The 16,245-nt window shown below is 60.5% G+C and carries 16 protein-coding genes; 14 read left to right on the top strand and 2 right to left on the bottom strand.

Annotated elements, in window-relative coordinates:
• The first annotated feature begins 33 nt into the window (after window positions 1-33).
• Together argJ and ASC87_RS20190 are read left to right on the top strand one after the other, a co-directional pair.
• A complete protein-coding gene (gene argJ / locus ASC87_RS20185) occupies window positions 34-1,263 on the top strand; it encodes a bifunctional glutamate N-acetyltransferase/amino-acid acetyltransferase ArgJ (RefSeq protein WP_056666367.1) in 1,230 nt (409 codons plus the stop codon).
• Window positions 1,264-1,285: 22 nt separating this feature from the next.
• Window positions 1,286-2,167, top strand: a complete 882-nt coding sequence (locus tag ASC87_RS20190) for a pirin family protein (RefSeq protein ID WP_056666369.1) — start codon at window positions 1,286-1,288, stop codon at window positions 2,165-2,167.
• A gap of 5 nt (window positions 2,168-2,172) precedes the next feature.
• Here ASC87_RS20190 and ASC87_RS20195 read toward each other — a convergent pair whose 3' ends face one another.
• Together ASC87_RS20195 and ASC87_RS20200 are read right to left on the bottom strand one after the other, a co-directional pair.
• Window positions 2,173-2,436, bottom strand: coding sequence for a DUF1488 family protein (locus ASC87_RS20195; protein ID WP_235582225.1), 264 nt, complete (start codon window positions 2,434-2,436; stop codon window positions 2,173-2,175).
• A gap of 114 nt (window positions 2,437-2,550) precedes the next feature.
• A complete protein-coding gene (locus tag ASC87_RS20200; protein ID WP_056666405.1) occupies window positions 2,551-3,558 on the bottom strand; it encodes an integron integrase in 1,008 nt (335 codons plus the stop codon).
• A gap of 1,066 nt (window positions 3,559-4,624) precedes the next feature.
• Here ASC87_RS20200 and ASC87_RS32025 point away from each other — a divergent pair.
• The 12 genes from ASC87_RS32025 (at window position 4,625) to ASC87_RS20240 (ending at window position 15,843) form a co-directional block, all read left to right on the top strand.
• Complete coding sequence (locus ASC87_RS32025) at window positions 4,625-4,861, top strand: hypothetical protein (RefSeq protein ID WP_200954438.1); 237 nt, start codon at window positions 4,625-4,627, stop codon at window positions 4,859-4,861.
• Window positions 4,862-5,184: 323 nt separating this feature from the next.
• Window positions 5,185-5,646 (top strand): hypothetical protein, encoded by a 462-nt coding sequence (locus ASC87_RS20205; RefSeq protein ID WP_056666374.1) that lies wholly within the window; start codon window positions 5,185-5,187, stop codon window positions 5,644-5,646.
• A 120-nt stretch (window positions 5,647-5,766) separates the two neighbouring features.
• The gene (locus ASC87_RS20210) at window positions 5,767-6,477 is read left to right on the top strand and encodes a hypothetical protein (RefSeq protein WP_157604156.1); all 711 of its coding nucleotides are present in this window, start codon (window positions 5,767-5,769) and stop codon (window positions 6,475-6,477) included.
• 727 nt (window positions 6,478-7,204) lie between these two features.
• Window positions 7,205-7,552, top strand: a complete 348-nt coding sequence (locus ASC87_RS20215; RefSeq protein WP_157604157.1) for a hypothetical protein — start codon at window positions 7,205-7,207, stop codon at window positions 7,550-7,552.
• Window positions 7,553-7,649: 97 nt separating this feature from the next.
• On the top strand, window positions 7,650-8,168 hold the full coding sequence (locus ASC87_RS20220) for a DUF3658 domain-containing protein (protein ID WP_056666379.1): 519 nt from the start codon (window positions 7,650-7,652) through the stop codon (window positions 8,166-8,168).
• 184 nt (window positions 8,169-8,352) lie between these two features.
• Window positions 8,353-8,871 (top strand): O-acetyl-ADP-ribose deacetylase, encoded by a 519-nt coding sequence (locus ASC87_RS20225; protein ID WP_056666383.1) that lies wholly within the window; start codon window positions 8,353-8,355, stop codon window positions 8,869-8,871.
• A gap of 841 nt (window positions 8,872-9,712) precedes the next feature.
• A complete protein-coding gene (locus ASC87_RS30900; protein ID WP_082568792.1) occupies window positions 9,713-10,081 on the top strand; it encodes a VOC family protein in 369 nt (122 codons plus the stop codon).
• Window positions 10,082-10,989: 908 nt separating this feature from the next.
• On the top strand, window positions 10,990-11,736 hold the full coding sequence (locus ASC87_RS20230; RefSeq protein ID WP_162255184.1) for an ankyrin repeat domain-containing protein: 747 nt from the start codon (window positions 10,990-10,992) through the stop codon (window positions 11,734-11,736).
• Window positions 11,737-12,442: 706 nt separating this feature from the next.
• A complete protein-coding gene (locus ASC87_RS20235; protein WP_056666389.1) occupies window positions 12,443-12,925 on the top strand; it encodes a hypothetical protein in 483 nt (160 codons plus the stop codon).
• Between the two features lie 178 nt (window positions 12,926-13,103).
• Entirely contained in the window at window positions 13,104-13,664 is a 561-nt protein-coding gene (locus ASC87_RS32030) for a hypothetical protein (RefSeq protein WP_157604159.1), read from the top strand.
• A 105-nt stretch (window positions 13,665-13,769) separates the two neighbouring features.
• Complete coding sequence (locus ASC87_RS33830) at window positions 13,770-14,216, top strand: zinc-ribbon domain containing protein (protein WP_369820779.1); 447 nt, start codon at window positions 13,770-13,772, stop codon at window positions 14,214-14,216.
• Window positions 14,217-15,291: 1,075 nt separating this feature from the next.
• Complete coding sequence (locus ASC87_RS20240) at window positions 15,292-15,843, top strand: 2OG-Fe(II) oxygenase (RefSeq protein WP_056666393.1); 552 nt, start codon at window positions 15,292-15,294, stop codon at window positions 15,841-15,843.
• The last annotated feature ends 402 nt before the right edge of the window (window positions 15,844-16,245 follow it).

Here is a 16,245-nt window from a genome sequence, read left to right on the forward strand (position 1 = left end):
CGCCATCCTCCTTTTCCAACCCCGAGCCCCGAGATGCCCGTCAACCTGCAAGCCCCGAATCCCAGTGACCTGTTCCCCGTGCCTGGCGTCAAGCTCGGCATCGCGATGGCCGGGGTGCGCAAGGCGAACCGACGCGACCTGACGGTCATCACCGTGCCCGAGGGTGCCCAGGTGGCCGGCGTGTTCACCACCAACCGCTTCTGCGCCGCTCCCGTGCAGCTGTGCCAGAAGCACCTGGCCGCGGGCGTGGGTACCCGTGCGCTCGTGATCAACACCGGCAACGCGAACGCAGGCACCGGTGAAGATGGCCTCGTGCGCGCGTTTTCCACCTGTGTCGCGCTGGCCCGCCACCTCGAGCTGGCCCCGGAACAGGTGCTCCCGTTTTCCACCGGCGTCATCATGGAGCCGCTGCCTACCGACCGCATCGCCGCCGGCCTGCCGGCCGCGCTCGATGACCTGAAGGAAGACAACTGGGCCGCGGCCGCCGAGGCCATCATGACCACCGACACCGTGCCGAAGGCTGTGTCGAAGCGCATCACGATCGGCGGGCGCACCGTCACCATCACCGGCATCAGCAAGGGCGCCGGCATGATCCGCCCGAACATGGCCACCATGCTCGGTTTCCTCGCCACCGACGCGGCCATCGCCCCGGGCCTCGTGCAGTCGCTGGTCACCGAGGCGGCCAACCGTTCCTTCAACCGCATCACGATCGACGGCGACACCTCCACGAACGACTCGTTTGTGGTCGTGGCCACCGGCCAGGCCGGCAACACACCCATCGCCTCGTTCGACAGCGGTGATGGTGCCCTGCTGAAGGCTGCCGTCATCGACGTGGCCGAGCGCCTGGCCCAGGCCATCGTGCGCGACGGCGAAGGTGCCACCAAGTTCATTGCCGTGCAGATCGACGGTGGCCGCACCGAGGACGAGTGCCGCCAGGTGGCCTACGCCATCGCGCATTCGCCCCTCGTGAAGACCGCGTTCTTTGCCAGCGACCCGAACCTCGGCCGCATCCTCGCTGCCGTGGGCTATGCCGGCATCACCGACCTCGACCAGACGAAGATCGATCTGTTCCTCGACGACGTGTCCGTGGCCGTCGACGGCGGCCGCAACCCCGCCTACCGCGAGGAAGACGGCGCGCGGGTGATGAAACAGGCCGAGATCACCGTGCGCGTGGACCTCAAACGAGGCAGCGCCACCTCCACCGTCTGGACCTGTGACCTGAGCTACGACTACGTCAAGATCAACGCCGACTACCGTAGCTGATCACATCTTTCCCGGAGCCCCGATGACCGACACCCCCGTCCCCCTGATCCTGAAGCCCCACAGCAAGGACCTCGGCGGGGGTTTCCTGGTGCGCCGAACACTGCCGGCGGTGCAACGCCAAGCTGTGGGGCCGTTCCTCTTCTTCGACCACTTCGGTCCCATCACGGCGCAGCCTGCCGACAACCACGACGTGCGGCCGCACCCGCACATCGGCCTGGCCACGGTGACCTACCTGTTCGAGGGCGCGATGATGCACCGCGACAGCACCGGTGTGGTCCAGCGCATCGAGCCCGGCGCCATCAACTGGATGACGGCCGGCCGTGGCATCGTGCATTCCGAACGCACCCCGGACGACCTGCGCGGCGTGACACGCCGCAGCCACGGGCTGCAGCTGTGGGCGGCCTTGCCGGTGGAACACGAGGAAGACACGGCCAGTTTCTCGCACACCGCGGCCGCCGACATCCCCGCAGTCAACCTGCCGGGCGTGCGCGTGCGTGTGCTGATTGGCAGCGCGTTCGGGGTCACGTCGCCCACGCCCACGTTGTCCCCCACGGTCTACATCGACCTGGCGCTGGAAGCCGGGGCGTCGCTCGACGTGCCCGACGTGGCCGAAGAACGTGCGCTCTACGCCGTGGACCAGCCGTTCGACCTGGACGGGCACGAGGTGCCGGCGCAGGCCATGGTGGTCATTCCCGCGGGGGCCATGCCGCGGCTTTCCGCGGCCACGGCCGCACGCGTCGTGATGATCGGCGGTGCACCATTGGGGCACCGCTACATGTGGTGGAACTTCGTGTCGAGCCGCAAGGAGCGCATTGCCCAGGCGGCGGCCGACTGGGAGGCGCAGCGCCTCGGACACGTGGCGGGCGAGACCGAGTTCATCCCGGCGCCGGCCCTGCGCGCCTGACCTCCTCAGACCCCCTGGCGCAGGTCGAACTCACGCACCATCACCGGCTCGAGCGACCCTTCGGCCACACGCCGGCGCACGGCGTCCTCGATCTGCTTGGCGTTTGCGGTGTACGTCTCGAGCGGGTCCTCGTTGACCGACGTGGGGCGGAAGCGGTAGTGCAGCGTGGACTGCGTGATGCTCGCGCCCACCGGCTGGTCGTCGATCAGCACCGAAAAGCGCACGGCTTTGGAATCGGGGTGGAAAAAGGCGGGAAAGGGGGTGGTCATGGCAAGGCTCCGGGTGAACAAACGGGCCGAACGACCGGGCTGAGGCGAAGGATGTCGGCGCAGTTGCCGCATCGGGCGGGGCAGGTACAGGGTACTCCTTCCGGCTACAACGTGCTAAAGCGCGTCCAGTGGGCTGCGAACACCGCGGCCGCCCCGGTTGAGCACGTGGGTGTAGATCATCGTCGTGCTGACGTCCGCGTGGCCCAGCAGTTCCTGCACCGTGCGGATGTCGTAGCCCGCCTGCAGCAGGTGCGTGGCGAATGAATGGCGCAGCACGTGGGGCGACACCGGCTTCGCACACGAGGTGCGTTTGGCCGCCTCGCGCACGGCCCGCTGCACGGATTCAGGGAACACGTGGTGCCGGCGCTCGACCGGTGGCTGGCCGCGGGGATCAAGCGCCCGGTTCGTCGCGGGAAACATGTATTGCCAGCCCCATGCCCGTCCGGCATTCGGGAACTTCGTGGCCAGCGCGTCGGGCAGGAACACGTCACCGAAGCCGGCGGCCAGGTCCTTCTGGTGCACGGCGTGTGCGCGTGAGAGTTGCGTCCTGAGCGCGGGCACCAGGCCTTCCGGCAGCACCGTCACCCGGTCCTTGTTGCCCTTGCCCTCCCGGATGACGATTTCGCGGCGGCTGAATTCCACGTCCTTCACGCGCAGCCGCAGGCATTCCAGCAGCCGCATCCCGGTGCCATAGAGCAGGCTTGCGATCAGCCACATCGGCCCGTGCAGGGCCAGCAGCAACTCGCGCACCTCGCGTTCCGTCAGCACCACGGGGAGACGACGAGGCACCTTCGCCTGCACCACGTCGTCAAGCCAGGGCAGGCTGAGTGCCAGCACCTGCTTGTACAGGTAGAGCAGCGCTGCCTTCGCCTGGTTCTGCGTCGACGCCGACACGTTCCGCTCCACAGCCAGGTGAGACAGAAACGCCTCCACCGCCGCCGGCCCCAGGTCCTTCGGGTGCTGGAACCCGTGAAACTTGATGAACCGCCGCACCCAATCCACGTAGACCTGTTCCGTGCGGATGCTGTAGTGCCGCGTGCGCAGGTGGGTGCGCAACTGGTCCAGCAGGCGTGGGGGGCGGGGTGGGCCGATGAAGGGGGCGAGGCCGGCGTCCGCGGGCATGCCGCCCTCATCACCAAGGCCTTCGCCCGGCTCTTCGACACCAGCATCAACGGGGATGTTCATCCGCCCATTCTTAGACGTCCCAAGCAGCCACCACCTTCCCGAAGGCGGCTTTATCGCAGGCTGGTTTAGGCAGTACCTGCACGCGATGAGTGCTGCACAATCCGGCGATGCGGGCGTGCGGTTGGTTGGCTGGTTGGGCGTTTCTCGAGTGGCTGTTGTTTAGCCCGCCGCCCTGATCACCGCACGTCCTAACCAGACTCCCGTCGCCCAATGCCGGCGGACCCGTTGAATTAGGCGCAAGCGGGGGCTAGCATTGGGGGAGCTATTTAACGTTAGGCCTTCGGGGAAGACCAATGCGAGCGCTCGCGCGTCAGCGAAGTCCGGTTTGATTTGAAGGTGGATTGGTTGGGGCGTTTGCGTGGCGCTCTGGAACCCGCTGGGTGAAGTTCGGCTTTCTGATCTTCGTTCAGCGGTTGCTTGTGAACCTGCTTGGGCCAGGCTCTGCGTGCGTGCATTGGCGCGGGCTGCCCGTCCTTCGGCGGTCAGCGGACGGCCGGTGTGGCTCGATGCACGTGCGGTCGCTCGTGCGGATAAGCCGGTCGGAGAATGTTCGGCCGGTGCCGTAAAGTAGAGCCCGAGCAAGAGAGTGAAGCGGCAGCTGGCCGGTGCATCCGGTCGGCGGTTCAGTGTGGCGGGAGGNTCGGAGAATGTTCGGCCGGTGCCGTAAAGTAGAGCCCGAGCAAGAGAGTGAAGCGGCAGCTGGCCGGTGCATCCGGTCGGCGGTTCAGTGTGGCGGGAGGCAGCGGGAGAGCAGCGGCATGTGCCGCACATCAACCGCACCTTGGTAGCCTTGCCGAAACAGCACCCGGGGAGGTCGCGTGGTCGAAGGTCGTGCAGGTCAAAGTCAGTTGCGAGCGGAGCAGGGCGAGCACCTGCGCGCGTTGGCATCGCTGCAGTTTCCTTGCGCATCGAACCTGCCGCCTAACCCATCCATCGAGCGGACGTCACCAAAGCGGCTTCGCCCCTTTGGCGCCGCCGCTCATGTCAAACGTTAGGTTTCGTGATGATGAACCTTGATGAGATCGAGTTTGAGGAGAACGGTGGCAGTTTGGTCGCCGAGGTTGAACTGGCCAACCTGCTCGCGCCCATCGTGGTCACGGTGTCCTCCTGCGCTTCGCTGGCGCAGGAGCGTCAAGAGCGGGTTGCAATTGCCGAGTTTCTTGCGGCATGGCCCAGCCGTCGAGACGAGGCTGAGAGTAGCGGTCTTTGCGTACTACGTCGCAACGCGGGCCGAGGTTGAGGAGTGCGGCCCGCACATTGCCTCAGGGGATCGCGTGTGGGAGTTCGCAATGCTTCAATCGCTCCGAGTCCCAGAACTTTCTCTCCACGGCCGCTTCATCCAAGTCATGGGTAACTGCTCGTGGGAAGAAGAGCATGGCTTGGAAGTCTGCGTGAAGAACGGTCAGGAAATACTCTACGTAGGCCCCGTCAACGGAAAGAGCCACCGTGAGTCGTACGCTGGCAAGCCTTGGAACTATGCGCCACGCGCCTAACCCATCCATCGAGCGGACGCCCCAAAGCCTTCGGCTTTGTGCCGCCGCTCATGTCAAACGTTAGGCGCACATGCTTAGGCTCATCGCTACCTTGCTGATGCTCGCGGTCTCATGCGTTTCGCACGCCGAGCCGGTGCTGCTCGGCACCTGGAAGTCGGACAAGCAAAGGACCCTGGCGTTCGCTCAGGCGCGGACAAAGCTCGAGCACAAGACATTCTTGTTCCTCGAACAGATCATGGGTCAGATGACACTCACGATCTCCAAAGACACGATTACGAGCCGAATGCCAGATGTGCCGATCGAATCTGCCGATGGCGTGAAATCAAACTTCGTCGGATCGGTCGAAAGTCATCCGTACAAGCGGCTGGGTGGCACGCAGACCGAGATCGCTGTGTTGACGAAGGAGCCTTTTACGGGGCGCGATTCAATCGTTGTTCACCACTTCGTTGACAGCGACACCATGTGGATCTACGTCGCAGGAACAGCAATGCCGAACTTGCACATCCGCGAGTACTTCGTTCGAGTCAAATGAGCTTCTTCGATTGCCCAAAGCCTAACCCATCCATCGAGCGGACGTCCCAAAGCCTTCGGCTTTGTGCCGCCGCTCATGTCAAACGTTAGGCATACTCAGAAAAACGAGCGGGGGTTGTTCATGTATCCGAAAGAGTACTTCCTAGATCGATTCAAGAGCGACGCCACTGACGACTTGCTTCACCGGTACGCCACCGCAGATCTTTCGGACGAAGCAAGGGAAGCGATCCACAGTCTCCTGGCTGCTCGGGGCATTGAGGGGGCAACCCTTCAGCCGCTGGTGCTGCAGGCAAGAAAGGCCGTGTATCGAAAGAGCAATGGGACGAAGGAGTGCGACTTCTGTGGGAGCTCGGCAAAGTTCTCCGCGCTCTTGGATGAAGGTCAACGCTTCTGCAGCAAGGCCTGCTTGAGAAACGCGCGGCTGCTCGAGGTCGCGGAAGAGATCTCACCGGAAGAAGTCCTCAGCCACGCTTGCCGCATCAAGAACAGCCCGTGTCCTGAATGCCAGCAATCCTCATCGAAGACGGAAGTTCGAAAGTACTACCGCGTGTGGTCAGCGGTTGTTCTCACCGAATGGACAAAGCGAACTCACATCTGTTGTCATTCATGCGCCAGGAAGACGAACTTCGGTTCTGTGGTCTTCTGCGCACTGTTTGGCTGGTGGGGAGTTCCGTGGGGGCTCATCATGACGCCCAGCCAGATCTTTGCGAACATCGCCGAGATGCTTAGCCCAAAGGCCGACCCCGCTCCGTCCGAGGAGTTGCTGCAGGCTGCCAAGCTTCAGTTGGCAGCGAAGTTGTATAAGCGCCGCGCCCTCGAAGCAAATGCCTAACCCATCCATCGAGCGGACGTGCCACAGCAAGCTTCGCTTGCCGTGTCCCGCCGCTCATGTCAAACGTTAGGCTCGCAATGGACAACCCACAGGATCAAGCGCTCTCCGCATATTTGTTCGCTCAGCAGCTGGAGTCGTCGGCGCAGGTATGCGCAGCAGCCGTCCCCGGATATCGGCAGGAGTTCGAGCGACGCTATGCCGCTTGGAGAGCATTGAACGCGGCGACGCTCGCAGCGGGCGAGAAGTTTGCAGTGGACGGAGGTATGGATGGACCGAACCCACCCAGCATGCGACACGCCGCAAAGCTCACGGCCGGACTCTTGGAATCTATGCCTGAGGATGATCGAAGCCGCAGATGCAAGGAGTTCCTTGCCGAACTGTCGAGGCCGTCTGCTGTTCGAATCGGCTCGCACAATGAGTAGCCGTCCCGCGCGAATCAAAGTCGGCGGCGCTTGCTTGTTGCAGAGGTCCGGGCGGCTGAGTTGGCCTAAGCCATCCATCGCGCGGACGTCCCAAAGCCTTCGGCTTTGTGCCGCCGCCCGTGTCAAACGTTAGACATCAAATGCGTCCGGTCATATCCATCCTACTCGTCTCGCTTGCCATTGCGTCGTCTGCGAACGCCGATCCGTGCCAGGAGCCCAAGTTGGAGTCGGTAGCGAGCGACCATCCGGAGTGTCGGTTCTACAAGGGGACGAGGCACTTCCGTGAAACGGAGTACTCAGCTGCCTTGCAGGAGTGGCTGGCCGTTGTGGGTACAAAAGACTTGCCCAAGGAACTTGAGTATCTACGGCTCAGTGCCCAGAACAACGTGGGCTATCTCTACTACATGGGGCTGGGTGTTCAGAAGAATTCAGAGCTGGCCATACAGCAGTACTGGCTTCCAGCTGAAGAGGCTGGGCATGAAGAAGCCGCATACCACCTGTGTCATGCATACGCCGATGCGAACCCGAAGCTGGCGCTAGGCTACTGTCGAGAGGCGCTTCGTCGCTATCGGAAGCTCAGCGAAGCCGATGAAAACGGCGGCGAAGTTGTCGCTCAACTGCGTCGCTACATTTCGCGCTTGGAGGCGAGGTGATGCCTAACCCATCCATCGAGCGGACGTCTTGCCAACCGCTTCGCGGTCGTCAAGCCGCCGCTCATGTCAAACGTTAGGCCACTTGGGACCGATGTCTATGGAACGAGAGATCGCTGAAGAGGTCTTCGCCGCCTGCGAGAACGCCCTGGCAAGGCTCACTGATGTCGAAGTGGCGATCGCTAAGATCTCCGATTCGGAAGAGAGAGCCAAGCTCATGCACGTGTTGTCTGTGGCGATAGCTGAGATCCTCGCGGGTGTTCGAGCCCCGGTCGTGCTTCAGTATCCGGAGATTCAGCCGTTTGACGATCAGGACGCGGCGCCATACGAGCCCGACCAAGAAGAGATTGAACTCATGCGCGCTGCAACAGATGCGCAAGGGGATGCCGTTGACCAATTGGTCCTCCGCGAGTGCACGAATCGCTGGGAGAAGGTAGCGAAGATTGTTGGAAATCTGATCCCTGAGTTCGAGCAGTCGTTTCCGCATCTGCCGTTTGTCTACATGCTGGCGAGGATGGACGAACTCGAAGACCTCGGTAAGCTGGAGGTTGCAGGGAATGTTTGGTCGATGCGTTACTCTGAAATTCGACTCTTGCAGCCGGGGGCAGGCGTGGCATGACTTCTGTCTTCGATGCTCGTCTCGATCGGATCAAACAGGCCACGGGCGGCCTTTTGTTCTTCGTTGCGGTTCGGGACGAGTTGACAACGGAACTCGGTCGGCCTAACCCATCCATCGAGCGGACGTCACCAAAGTGGCTTCGCCACTTTGGCGCCGCCGCTCATGTCAAACGTTAGGCTCCCACATGGCCACAACACTTCGCGCRCTTCGATCTGACATCACGAAGCTTGAGGTTGACGCCATCGTCAACGCCGCCAATTCGTCGTTGCTCGGTGGCGGTGGGGTCGATGGAGCCATTCATCGGGCGGCAGGACCCGAGCTTGTGCATGAGTGCCGCCTTCTCGGAGGCTGCAAGACTGGTGACGCAAAGATCACCAAGGGCTATCGTCTGCCAGCGAAGTTCATCATTCATACCGTCGGACCCGTCTGGCGCGGCGGTACCAATGAGGAGCCCGCGCTGCTTGCCAGTTGCTATTTCCGTTCCGTTGAGTTGGCTGCTGAGAAAGGCGTCTCTTCTCTCGCGTTCCCCAGTATCAGCACTGGCATCYACGGCTATCCCATCGAGCTGGCTGCAAGGGTTGCCATCGCGGCTGTGCGGGAGAGCGTTGCACAGAGCGTTTCCATTCAAGAGGTCATCTTCTGCTGCTTCTCCGCCGAAGACCTGTCTCACTACGAAAGAATCCTTGGTGAACCAGCGGCCTAACCCATCCATCGAGCGGACGTCTTGCCAACCGCTTCGCGGTCGTCAAGCCGCCGCTCATGTCAAACGTTAGGCTTCGACGATGCAAGGTTCGCGGCGCTATGCCTTCGCGGAAGGACGGGGACTGCATGAGCAGCAGATTCTTCTACAAAGGCATCTGTGTAGCGTTGGTCTGGATCCAGCTGCAGTCGTAGTCGAGTGCCGAAGAATCAGAGAAAGCTTCAGACGGCAGCTTGGCCCTGAGGGGACGAGCTTTACGTTTCTCTTCGAGCTCAATGCGCTCGTTGACCAGGGCTTGTATGAGACTGCTTGGCGGCAGTTACTGCGCATGGACAGCAGCTTGAACTACCGACGATTGGACAAATCCAGGGGCCCTTGGTCGCTGGATGAGACATGGCGAGCGCTTCACCTCTACGGCCCGCTCCTGTACTTGGTTGGACGCCATGCTGACGCACGCCGGATGATGGAATGTGGGTTGCACCCTTGGTTCGATGGGTCCCGCCGTCGACATCGGGACCTTTTTCTCTACATAGGCAATGACGATCTTCTGCCGACACGCAGGCAGCGCGTGACCCTGTCGCACATCTACCTCGCGCTTGGCAAATCCCTTGCCTCTTGGGAGCATTGGCAGGCGTTCGTCCGCTTGGTTCCCGTTGAGGTCATGCGCCGCTCCTCGTTGTCTAGGCGGGAGTTGCGTGAGAATCCAGATCGGGTGGCGCAGTTGCGCAACTGAAACAAGGCTGCTAGGCCTAACCCATCCATCGAGCGGACGTCACCAAAGCGGCTTCGCCACTTTGGCGCCGCCCATGTCAAACGTTAGGCGTCCAGATAACGGAACTGCTACATGCCGAAGACTGTCAGCTATGTGATCGCAACGCCTGTGCTTGCTTCATTGGACATCGAGAAAAGCGTCGAGTTTTTCTGTTCTAAGCTCGGCTTTTCAGAAATATATGCTGAGCAAGGAAGTTATGGCATTGTGTCTAGTGGGCTGGTCAGCATTCATTTCTGGGCGTGCTCTGATAGGCGCATCGCAGAAGCAACAGGATGCAGGATCGGTGTCCAGGGAATCGAGGAATTATTTGAGCGTTGTAGCGGCCACGGAATAGTTCACCCCAACGCCTCCCTCGCTACAGCCCCATGGGGGAATAAGGAATTTGGGATCTTGGACCCCGATGGCAATCTCGTCACCTTCTTTGAGCCTGGCTCGGCCTAACCCATCCATCGAGCGGACGTCCCAAAGCCTTCGGCTTTGTGCCGCCGCTCATGTCAAACGTTAGGCTCGCGGAACAAGTCATGCCGACGTTCGTGCGCTTGCGCTGTATCGTTTCTGTGGTTTGGTTGTTGGCAATCACGTGTGGGCTGCCCGTCCTTCGGCGGTCAGCGGGCGGCCGAGGTGGTGCGATAAACGTACGGCTGCTCGCTGAAAGGAACGTCTTCCGAGTGTGTTCGAACCGTGCCGTAGAGTAGAGCCTGAGCAGGAACGCAATGCACCTTTGAGAGGTCGCGTGGTCGAAGGTTGTACTCACATGCGGCGGTTGGCGTCGGCGATCCGAGCGCAACACTGCGCGTCGTCACAGATGCTGTTGCTTGGTGCGTCAGTCCGGTCGCCTACCCCATTCATCGACCGGACATCCCGAAACTTTCGACCACGCTCCGCCGCTAATGGAAATCGTTAGGTTCTCGAAGGCGAAAGACTCTGATTACTCGATTCATTTTTAGCATCTGGTGTGTCATCTGTGGGCTGGCGTCCGTCGGTGGACTCCTGCATTCTGGCCATCAACTGTTCGAACTGGTGAGCGCAGGTTCGACTGTCAGTTCCCGAGGCTTTCTCTTCAGCGTGCTCGGTTGCGTTTCGCTGGTGATGACTGGGCTGTTCGCGCACGGAATTTCTCAAGCCAGATCGGGGCCAGTGACGCGTAGGCTTCTTGTCATTGGCTTCCTGACGGGTCTCCCGCTCTGGCTTATCCTTGTGTGGGGCACACTGAGGGCTTAGCTCCATATGGCTAGAACGTTAGCGCTCGGCAATGCGGCCTAACCCATCCATCGAGCGGACGTCTTGCCAACCGCTTCGCGGTCGTCAAGCCGCCGCTCATGTCAAACGTTAGAACTCTTAGAGCTCTCATGAAACGGAACTTACTTGCTCTATTGCTTTCGACGCTCTCGCTCACTGCGTTAGCCAGTGAGCCGATAAACAAGCTCAATCTCTGCTCGAGAACGCAGCAAACACTTGTCCAACAGGTTGACCCCTCGATAGTCGAGGCCGCATCCTCCGGTGACGTAGCGCGGGTGCTGGGGGCACTGCAGGCGGGTGTGAGTCCGAACTCTACGGATTCCGAAGGCTTTTCCCTTCTGCATGCTGCGATCACGGAGAACCAAGATGCGATCCTGGATCTCCTGCTCAAGTGGGGTGTAGATGTCAATCAACCATTCATGGGGTCTAGCCCTTTGTCCCTTGCTCGCACGTCTGCTGGCGGTGACAACAAAGCAAGCGGCCTTCGGAGAATTGCGAAGCTGGTGAAGGCAGGTGCCGAATTGTCCGACTTTGACAACGCATTCTTCACCGTCATAAAGTTCGGCTTCAAGAGCATCCCGGACGGTTTCGTTGACTCAATCGCTCGGGGCGATATGAGGAGGCTGGAGCTGTATGTCCGCGCCACGCTCGATATCAACGAGCAAATCGCTGATGGCATATCACCACTTCATGTCGCGGCGATCCAAGGCACACCGGAGGTCATTCGGTACCTCGTCAAGTGCGGAGCCGACGTCAACTCTCGAACAGAGCGCGGTGCACCGGTGTTGTGGTTCGCAAAGGATCGCCCGCAGGCGAAGAGAGTTCTTGTAGAGCTCGGCGCCACCGAAATGAATTGAGAAGCGACAGAGAGTTCTAACCCATCCATCGAGCGGACGTCCCAAAGCCTTCGGCTTTGCGCCGCCGCTCATGTCAAACGTTAGGCCTTCGGGGAAGACCCATGCGAGCGCTCGCGCGTCAGCGAAGTCCGGTTTGATTTGAAGGTGGATTGGTTAGGGCGTTTGCGTGGCGCTCTGGAACCCGCTGGGTGAAGTTCGGCTTTCTGATCTTCGTTCAGCGGTTGCTTGTGAACCTGCTTGGGCCAGGCTCTGTGTGCATACATTGTCGTGGGCCGCCCGTCCTTCGGCGGTCAGCGGACGGCCGGTGTGGCTCGATGCACGTGCGGTCGCTCGTGCGGATAAGCCGGTCGGAGAATGTTCGGCCGGTGCCGTAAAGTAGAGCCCGAGCAAGAGAGTGAAGCGGCAGCTGGCCGGTGCATCCGGTCGGCGGTTCAGTGTGGCGGGAGGCAGCGAGAGAGCAGCGGCATGTGCCGCACATCAACCGCACCTTGGTAGCCTTGCCGAAACAGCACCTGGGGAGGTCGCGTGGTCGAAGGTCAAGTTTGTCAGAAGCAGTGGGCAACTGCGCGACGCGGGCATCTGCGCGGGCCGGCGTCGCTGCAATGGCCGTGCACATTGAACCTGCAGCCTAACCCATCCATCGAGCGGACGTCCCAAAGCCTTCGGCTTTGCGCCGCCGCTCATGTCAAACGTTAGGCATTGATCAATGCGCACCACTCGAATACTCGGATTCGCCGTTGCCTCGGTCTCAGTAATTGCCCTCAGCTTCTGGCTCGGCTTCCGGGAAGGTGCTCGCGTTGGGGTAATGACCGACTCAGTCCCTCGCGGAGGCATCTCGCTCTTTCACCTCAACTCGATCAATCAAGGCGTTTCCCAAAACATGGTGGCATCGCTTGAAACTGATGTAGACCTAGCCCTCCTGTGGGCACAGAAAATTCAGCAGCACCCACTGGAGCCGCTGCTCGAGCCGCTCTGGGGCCTTCAAATGTCCGCTGCCGCTCTTTCCAGGCTTGCAACGTACCGCGCTGCGCATCCGTCACCGCTGAGAAAAGAAGCGCTCCGGACCGAAAAGTTTCCCGACACCGCGGAGGGCAAGGCGCTCCGTGAGGAAATGTTGGAGAGTGCCCAGAAAAACGAGGACATCATCTCTGCAATGGTCCAGAAGTACGCGGTTCGCGAAGAGAAGTGATGCCTAACCCATCCATCGAGCGGACGTCCCAAAGCCTTCGGCTTTGTGCCGCCGCTCATGTCAAACGTTAGGCTTCCGGAGGAGATCGAGCCTCCAACCTTCCTTCTGGCCCGATGCTCTAATCGCTTGCTCCCAGATATGGGGCCCGCCACTGAAGTCATCCAAATAGAGCAAAGTAATGCGCCTTCTGATCTGTGTTGTTGTACCGGCCTTCGTCGTGGGCTGCGCCAATCCGAGCGTCAAACCGAACTTCGTTCTAGATGCGAACGGTGCGAAGGCCCTTGTGATAGTTTCGGTGACACGCCCTGATCGCGAAGTATTCTTTACCTCACCAGTGTGCTCGTACCGTAGCATTGGCGGCTCAGTAAGTGGAACGATCGGAAAATCTCGAGTTCCACGCCTGGACGAAGACAGAATCGAGTCGACTTCTGCAACGCATCTCGGCATGCCATCAGTGATGGGCAAGCTCGCTGCACTTGAGCTTCCGGCTGGTGAGTACGAGTTCTTCCACTGCTCTGTTCGCAACGCGTTTGGGTCCTATTCCACGATCCGTCCGATGTCCCTGCGCTTCCGCGTGGCACCTGGGGAGTTGGTGTATATCGGAAACATTCTTGTTGCGCCGGAGAGCATTCCCTTTGTGAGCGTTTCGAATAATGCAGACCGCGACCTTTCTCTTGCGAAAGACAGATGGCCGAAGGTGCCGGTCTTCGAGTCGCGGCAGCGTCTACTAGCTTTCTAGTTCTGGTGCAATCTATTTACTCCTGCTATGCGGCGGGAGCGAAGCCTAACCCGTCCATCGAGCGGACGTCACCAAAGCGGCTTCGCCACTTTGGCGCCGCCGCTCATGTCAAACGTTAGGCGCAATGAAGTGATCAAACGCGTATCGCCAGATACAGTGCCAGCGGACCCGAGCAAGTGGTCGGAATCCAGTCAGCGGTCCGTGTCAGCTGGTTGGGTGACGGAGTACACCTCATTTCGATACAGCTGCTGGCGTTGCCGAGCGTCTAGTATTTTCACCGCTGCCGATCAGCAGTACACCTATGAGGGGAAAAAAGCTGACATCAATCAACAGCGGGCGCTGTGCGAGACCTGCTGGAAACGTTGCAATGCGATTGCAGCGGAGTTGCTGCGTTGCGAAGCCTCATGGTCGACTGCGAAGTCGACGCTCCGTGCGGATCGGGCTTTCCTGGAGAACTGGGCGAAGTTGCTGGAGGAGCGAGACGAGTATGTTGCATATCGCGCTGACGTCGCTAAGAAGAATATGCTGGCCAAGTTGCTACGAGATGCCTAACCCGTCCATCGAGCGGACGTGCCACGGCGGGCTGCGCCCGCCGCGTCCCGCCGCTCATGTCAAACGTTAGGCTTGCGCGAGTACTTCATGTGGAGGCTCGCGCGTTTGCCTGAGATTGTTTCTGTAGTTTGGTTGTTGGCAAGCTCGTGTGGGCTGTCCGTCCTTCTGCGGCCAGCGGTCGGCCGCGGTGATTCGCAATACGTGCGGTTGCTCACTGGAAGACGGGCAGAGGAATGTGTTCGGTCCGTGCCGTAGAGTAGGGCCTGAGCAAGAATGAAGCGGCAGTTGTTCGGTGCATCCGGTCGGTCGCTGTGCTTGGCGAGAGGCCGCGAGAAGGCGGCGGTTCGTGTTGTGCATCAGTCGCGCTTCGGCAGCATTGGCGAAACAGCACCTGGGGAGGTCGCGTGGTCCACGTTTTATCGCATAACCAGCAGTCAGGCGGCGGTGGGCAATGGATTGAGACCGACGGGATTTGTGGTCGCTGCCGCCTAGAGCTGGCTCGCCCTCATTTAGACTTGGATCGACCGTCGAGCGGAAATCTCAGAGCGCTCCGGCTTGTATTGCTGCTGTTGTCAGTAGTTGGATCAGGCCAATGTTGATTGGTCGATTCATCGTGGCGATGTCTGCAATGTTGAGCGTCGGCTTCATCGCGGTTCCGACATTCCTCTCCCGGCCAATGCGAGGCCAGCTTTCTTCAGTAGGTGGCTTCGCTGAATGCGTGCTCGTTGGCCTGCTGATTAGCATCGTCTGCAGTTGGCCTTGGCTTGTCGCTTACTCGAGAGCCAGGGATCGGGGGCGACAGGCGGGCGCAATAGCGTTCTCATCGGTCTCGGTGGCGTGTGCTGCGCTCTTGATGGAGCCAATCTCCAAGGCGCCAGCAGAGGGCATCGGCTATTGCGTTCTCATCTATGTCCTTGGAATGTGGGTCAGTGCGCCACTCATCCTTCGTATCAGAGCCAAGTCGTGAGTGCTTGCGCGCCTAACCCATCCATCGAGCGGACGTCCCAAAGCCTACGGCTTTGTGCCGCCGCTCATGTCAAACGTTAGGCGCGGCACGAATCAAGTGACTCCACATATGAACGTCAATCGACTGGGCGCTGGTGTTTTCACAATCGAAGGGTTCCTGACTCCTGCTGAGTGCGCGCAGTTCATCGCTGACAGCGAGACTCTTGGCTACGAAGAGGCTTCGGTTCGCACGGACGATGGCGAGCGCCTCTACAAGGATGCTCGAAATAACGACCGCATCATCTTGGATCGGCGCGAACTTGCTTCTTCACTCTATCAGCGCGCGAAGCCGGTGCTTCCAGCGGAAGTGAAGGGCTGGGTCGTCAGCGGGTTCAACGAACGATTTCGATACTACCGCTACGAAAAGCAGCAGCAGTTCGTTTGGCATCAGGACGGAACGGTTCGCATCAGCGAAACGGAGGAAAGCTTGCTGACGTTCATGATCTATCTGAACGACGAGTTTGAGGGCGGCAGCACTGACTTCGGTTGGGAGTCCGTGCGGCCGGTTCAAGGAATGGCTCTTGTGTTCCCACATCGCCTACGGCACCAAGGATCCGTGGTCACGGGCGGTGTGAAGTACGTGCTGCGGACAGACGTGATGTACACCGGCAACAATGCCTAACCCATCCGTCGAGCGGACGTGCCACGGCGGGCTTCGCCCACCGCGTCCCGCCGCTCCTGTCAAACGTTAGGCTTGCGCAAATACTTCATTGCGAACGCTCGTGCGTATGATCAGGAGCGCCTTGTTGGTTGGTCCGTTGGCAAGCACGTGCGGGCCGTTTTGCTGGTCGTCGCTGCTCATATCAAACGTCAGGCCTCATCAAAAGAATGCTCCGACTTATTTCCTTCGCCTTGGGTAGCGCACTCGCCGTGGCCCCGATGCTCTTGCTGCTCTCCTTCTCCTATGCTGTAGGCGTAAGCTCCCCCGTCAAGTAGACAGCCCATTCCTGGAGTCTGCGACGGTGGTCAGCCTGGGCAGGAACTTGCGCGGTGGCAGCCCGCCCAGTGCGTCGTGAGGTCGGTG

This window comes from Rhizobacter sp. Root1221 (assembly GCF_001425785.1).
Classification (GTDB): domain Bacteria; phylum Pseudomonadota; class Gammaproteobacteria; order Burkholderiales; family Burkholderiaceae_C; genus Rhizobacter.

What these genes read in the sequence shown, in the direction of transcription:
- argJ (WP_056666367.1), top strand. Translation starts at nt 34, where the DNA reads ATGCCCGTCAACCTGCAAGCCCCGAATCCCAGTGACCTGTTCCCCGTG.
- ASC87_RS20190 (WP_056666369.1), top strand. Translation starts at nt 1,286, where the DNA reads ATGACCGACACCCCCGTCCCCCTGATCCTGAAGCCCCACAGCAAGGAC.
- ASC87_RS20195 (WP_235582225.1), bottom strand. Translation starts at nt 2,436, where the DNA reads ATGACCACCCCCTTTCCCGCCTTTTTCCACCCCGATTCCAAAGCCGTG.
- ASC87_RS20200 (WP_056666405.1), bottom strand. Translation starts at nt 3,558, where the DNA reads ATGCCCGCGGACGCCGGCCTCGCCCCCTTCATCGGCCCACCCCGCCCC.
- ASC87_RS32025 (WP_200954438.1), top strand. Translation starts at nt 4,625, where the DNA reads ATGATGAACCTTGATGAGATCGAGTTTGAGGAGAACGGTGGCAGTTTG.
- ASC87_RS20205 (WP_056666374.1), top strand. Translation starts at nt 5,185, where the DNA reads ATGCTTAGGCTCATCGCTACCTTGCTGATGCTCGCGGTCTCATGCGTT.
- ASC87_RS20210 (WP_157604156.1), top strand. Translation starts at nt 5,767, where the DNA reads ATGTATCCGAAAGAGTACTTCCTAGATCGATTCAAGAGCGACGCCACT.
- ASC87_RS20220 (WP_056666379.1), top strand. Translation starts at nt 7,650, where the DNA reads ATGGAACGAGAGATCGCTGAAGAGGTCTTCGCCGCCTGCGAGAACGCC.
- ASC87_RS30900 (WP_082568792.1), top strand. Translation starts at nt 9,713, where the DNA reads ATGCCGAAGACTGTCAGCTATGTGATCGCAACGCCTGTGCTTGCTTCA.
- ASC87_RS20230 (WP_162255184.1), top strand. Translation starts at nt 10,990, where the DNA reads ATGAAACGGAACTTACTTGCTCTATTGCTTTCGACGCTCTCGCTCACT.
- ASC87_RS20235 (WP_056666389.1), top strand. Translation starts at nt 12,443, where the DNA reads ATGCGCACCACTCGAATACTCGGATTCGCCGTTGCCTCGGTCTCAGTA.
- ASC87_RS32030 (WP_157604159.1), top strand. Translation starts at nt 13,104, where the DNA reads ATGCGCCTTCTGATCTGTGTTGTTGTACCGGCCTTCGTCGTGGGCTGC.
- ASC87_RS33830 (WP_369820779.1), top strand. Translation starts at nt 13,770, where the DNA reads ATGTCAAACGTTAGGCGCAATGAAGTGATCAAACGCGTATCGCCAGAT.
- ASC87_RS20240 (WP_056666393.1), top strand. Translation starts at nt 15,292, where the DNA reads ATGAACGTCAATCGACTGGGCGCTGGTGTTTTCACAATCGAAGGGTTC.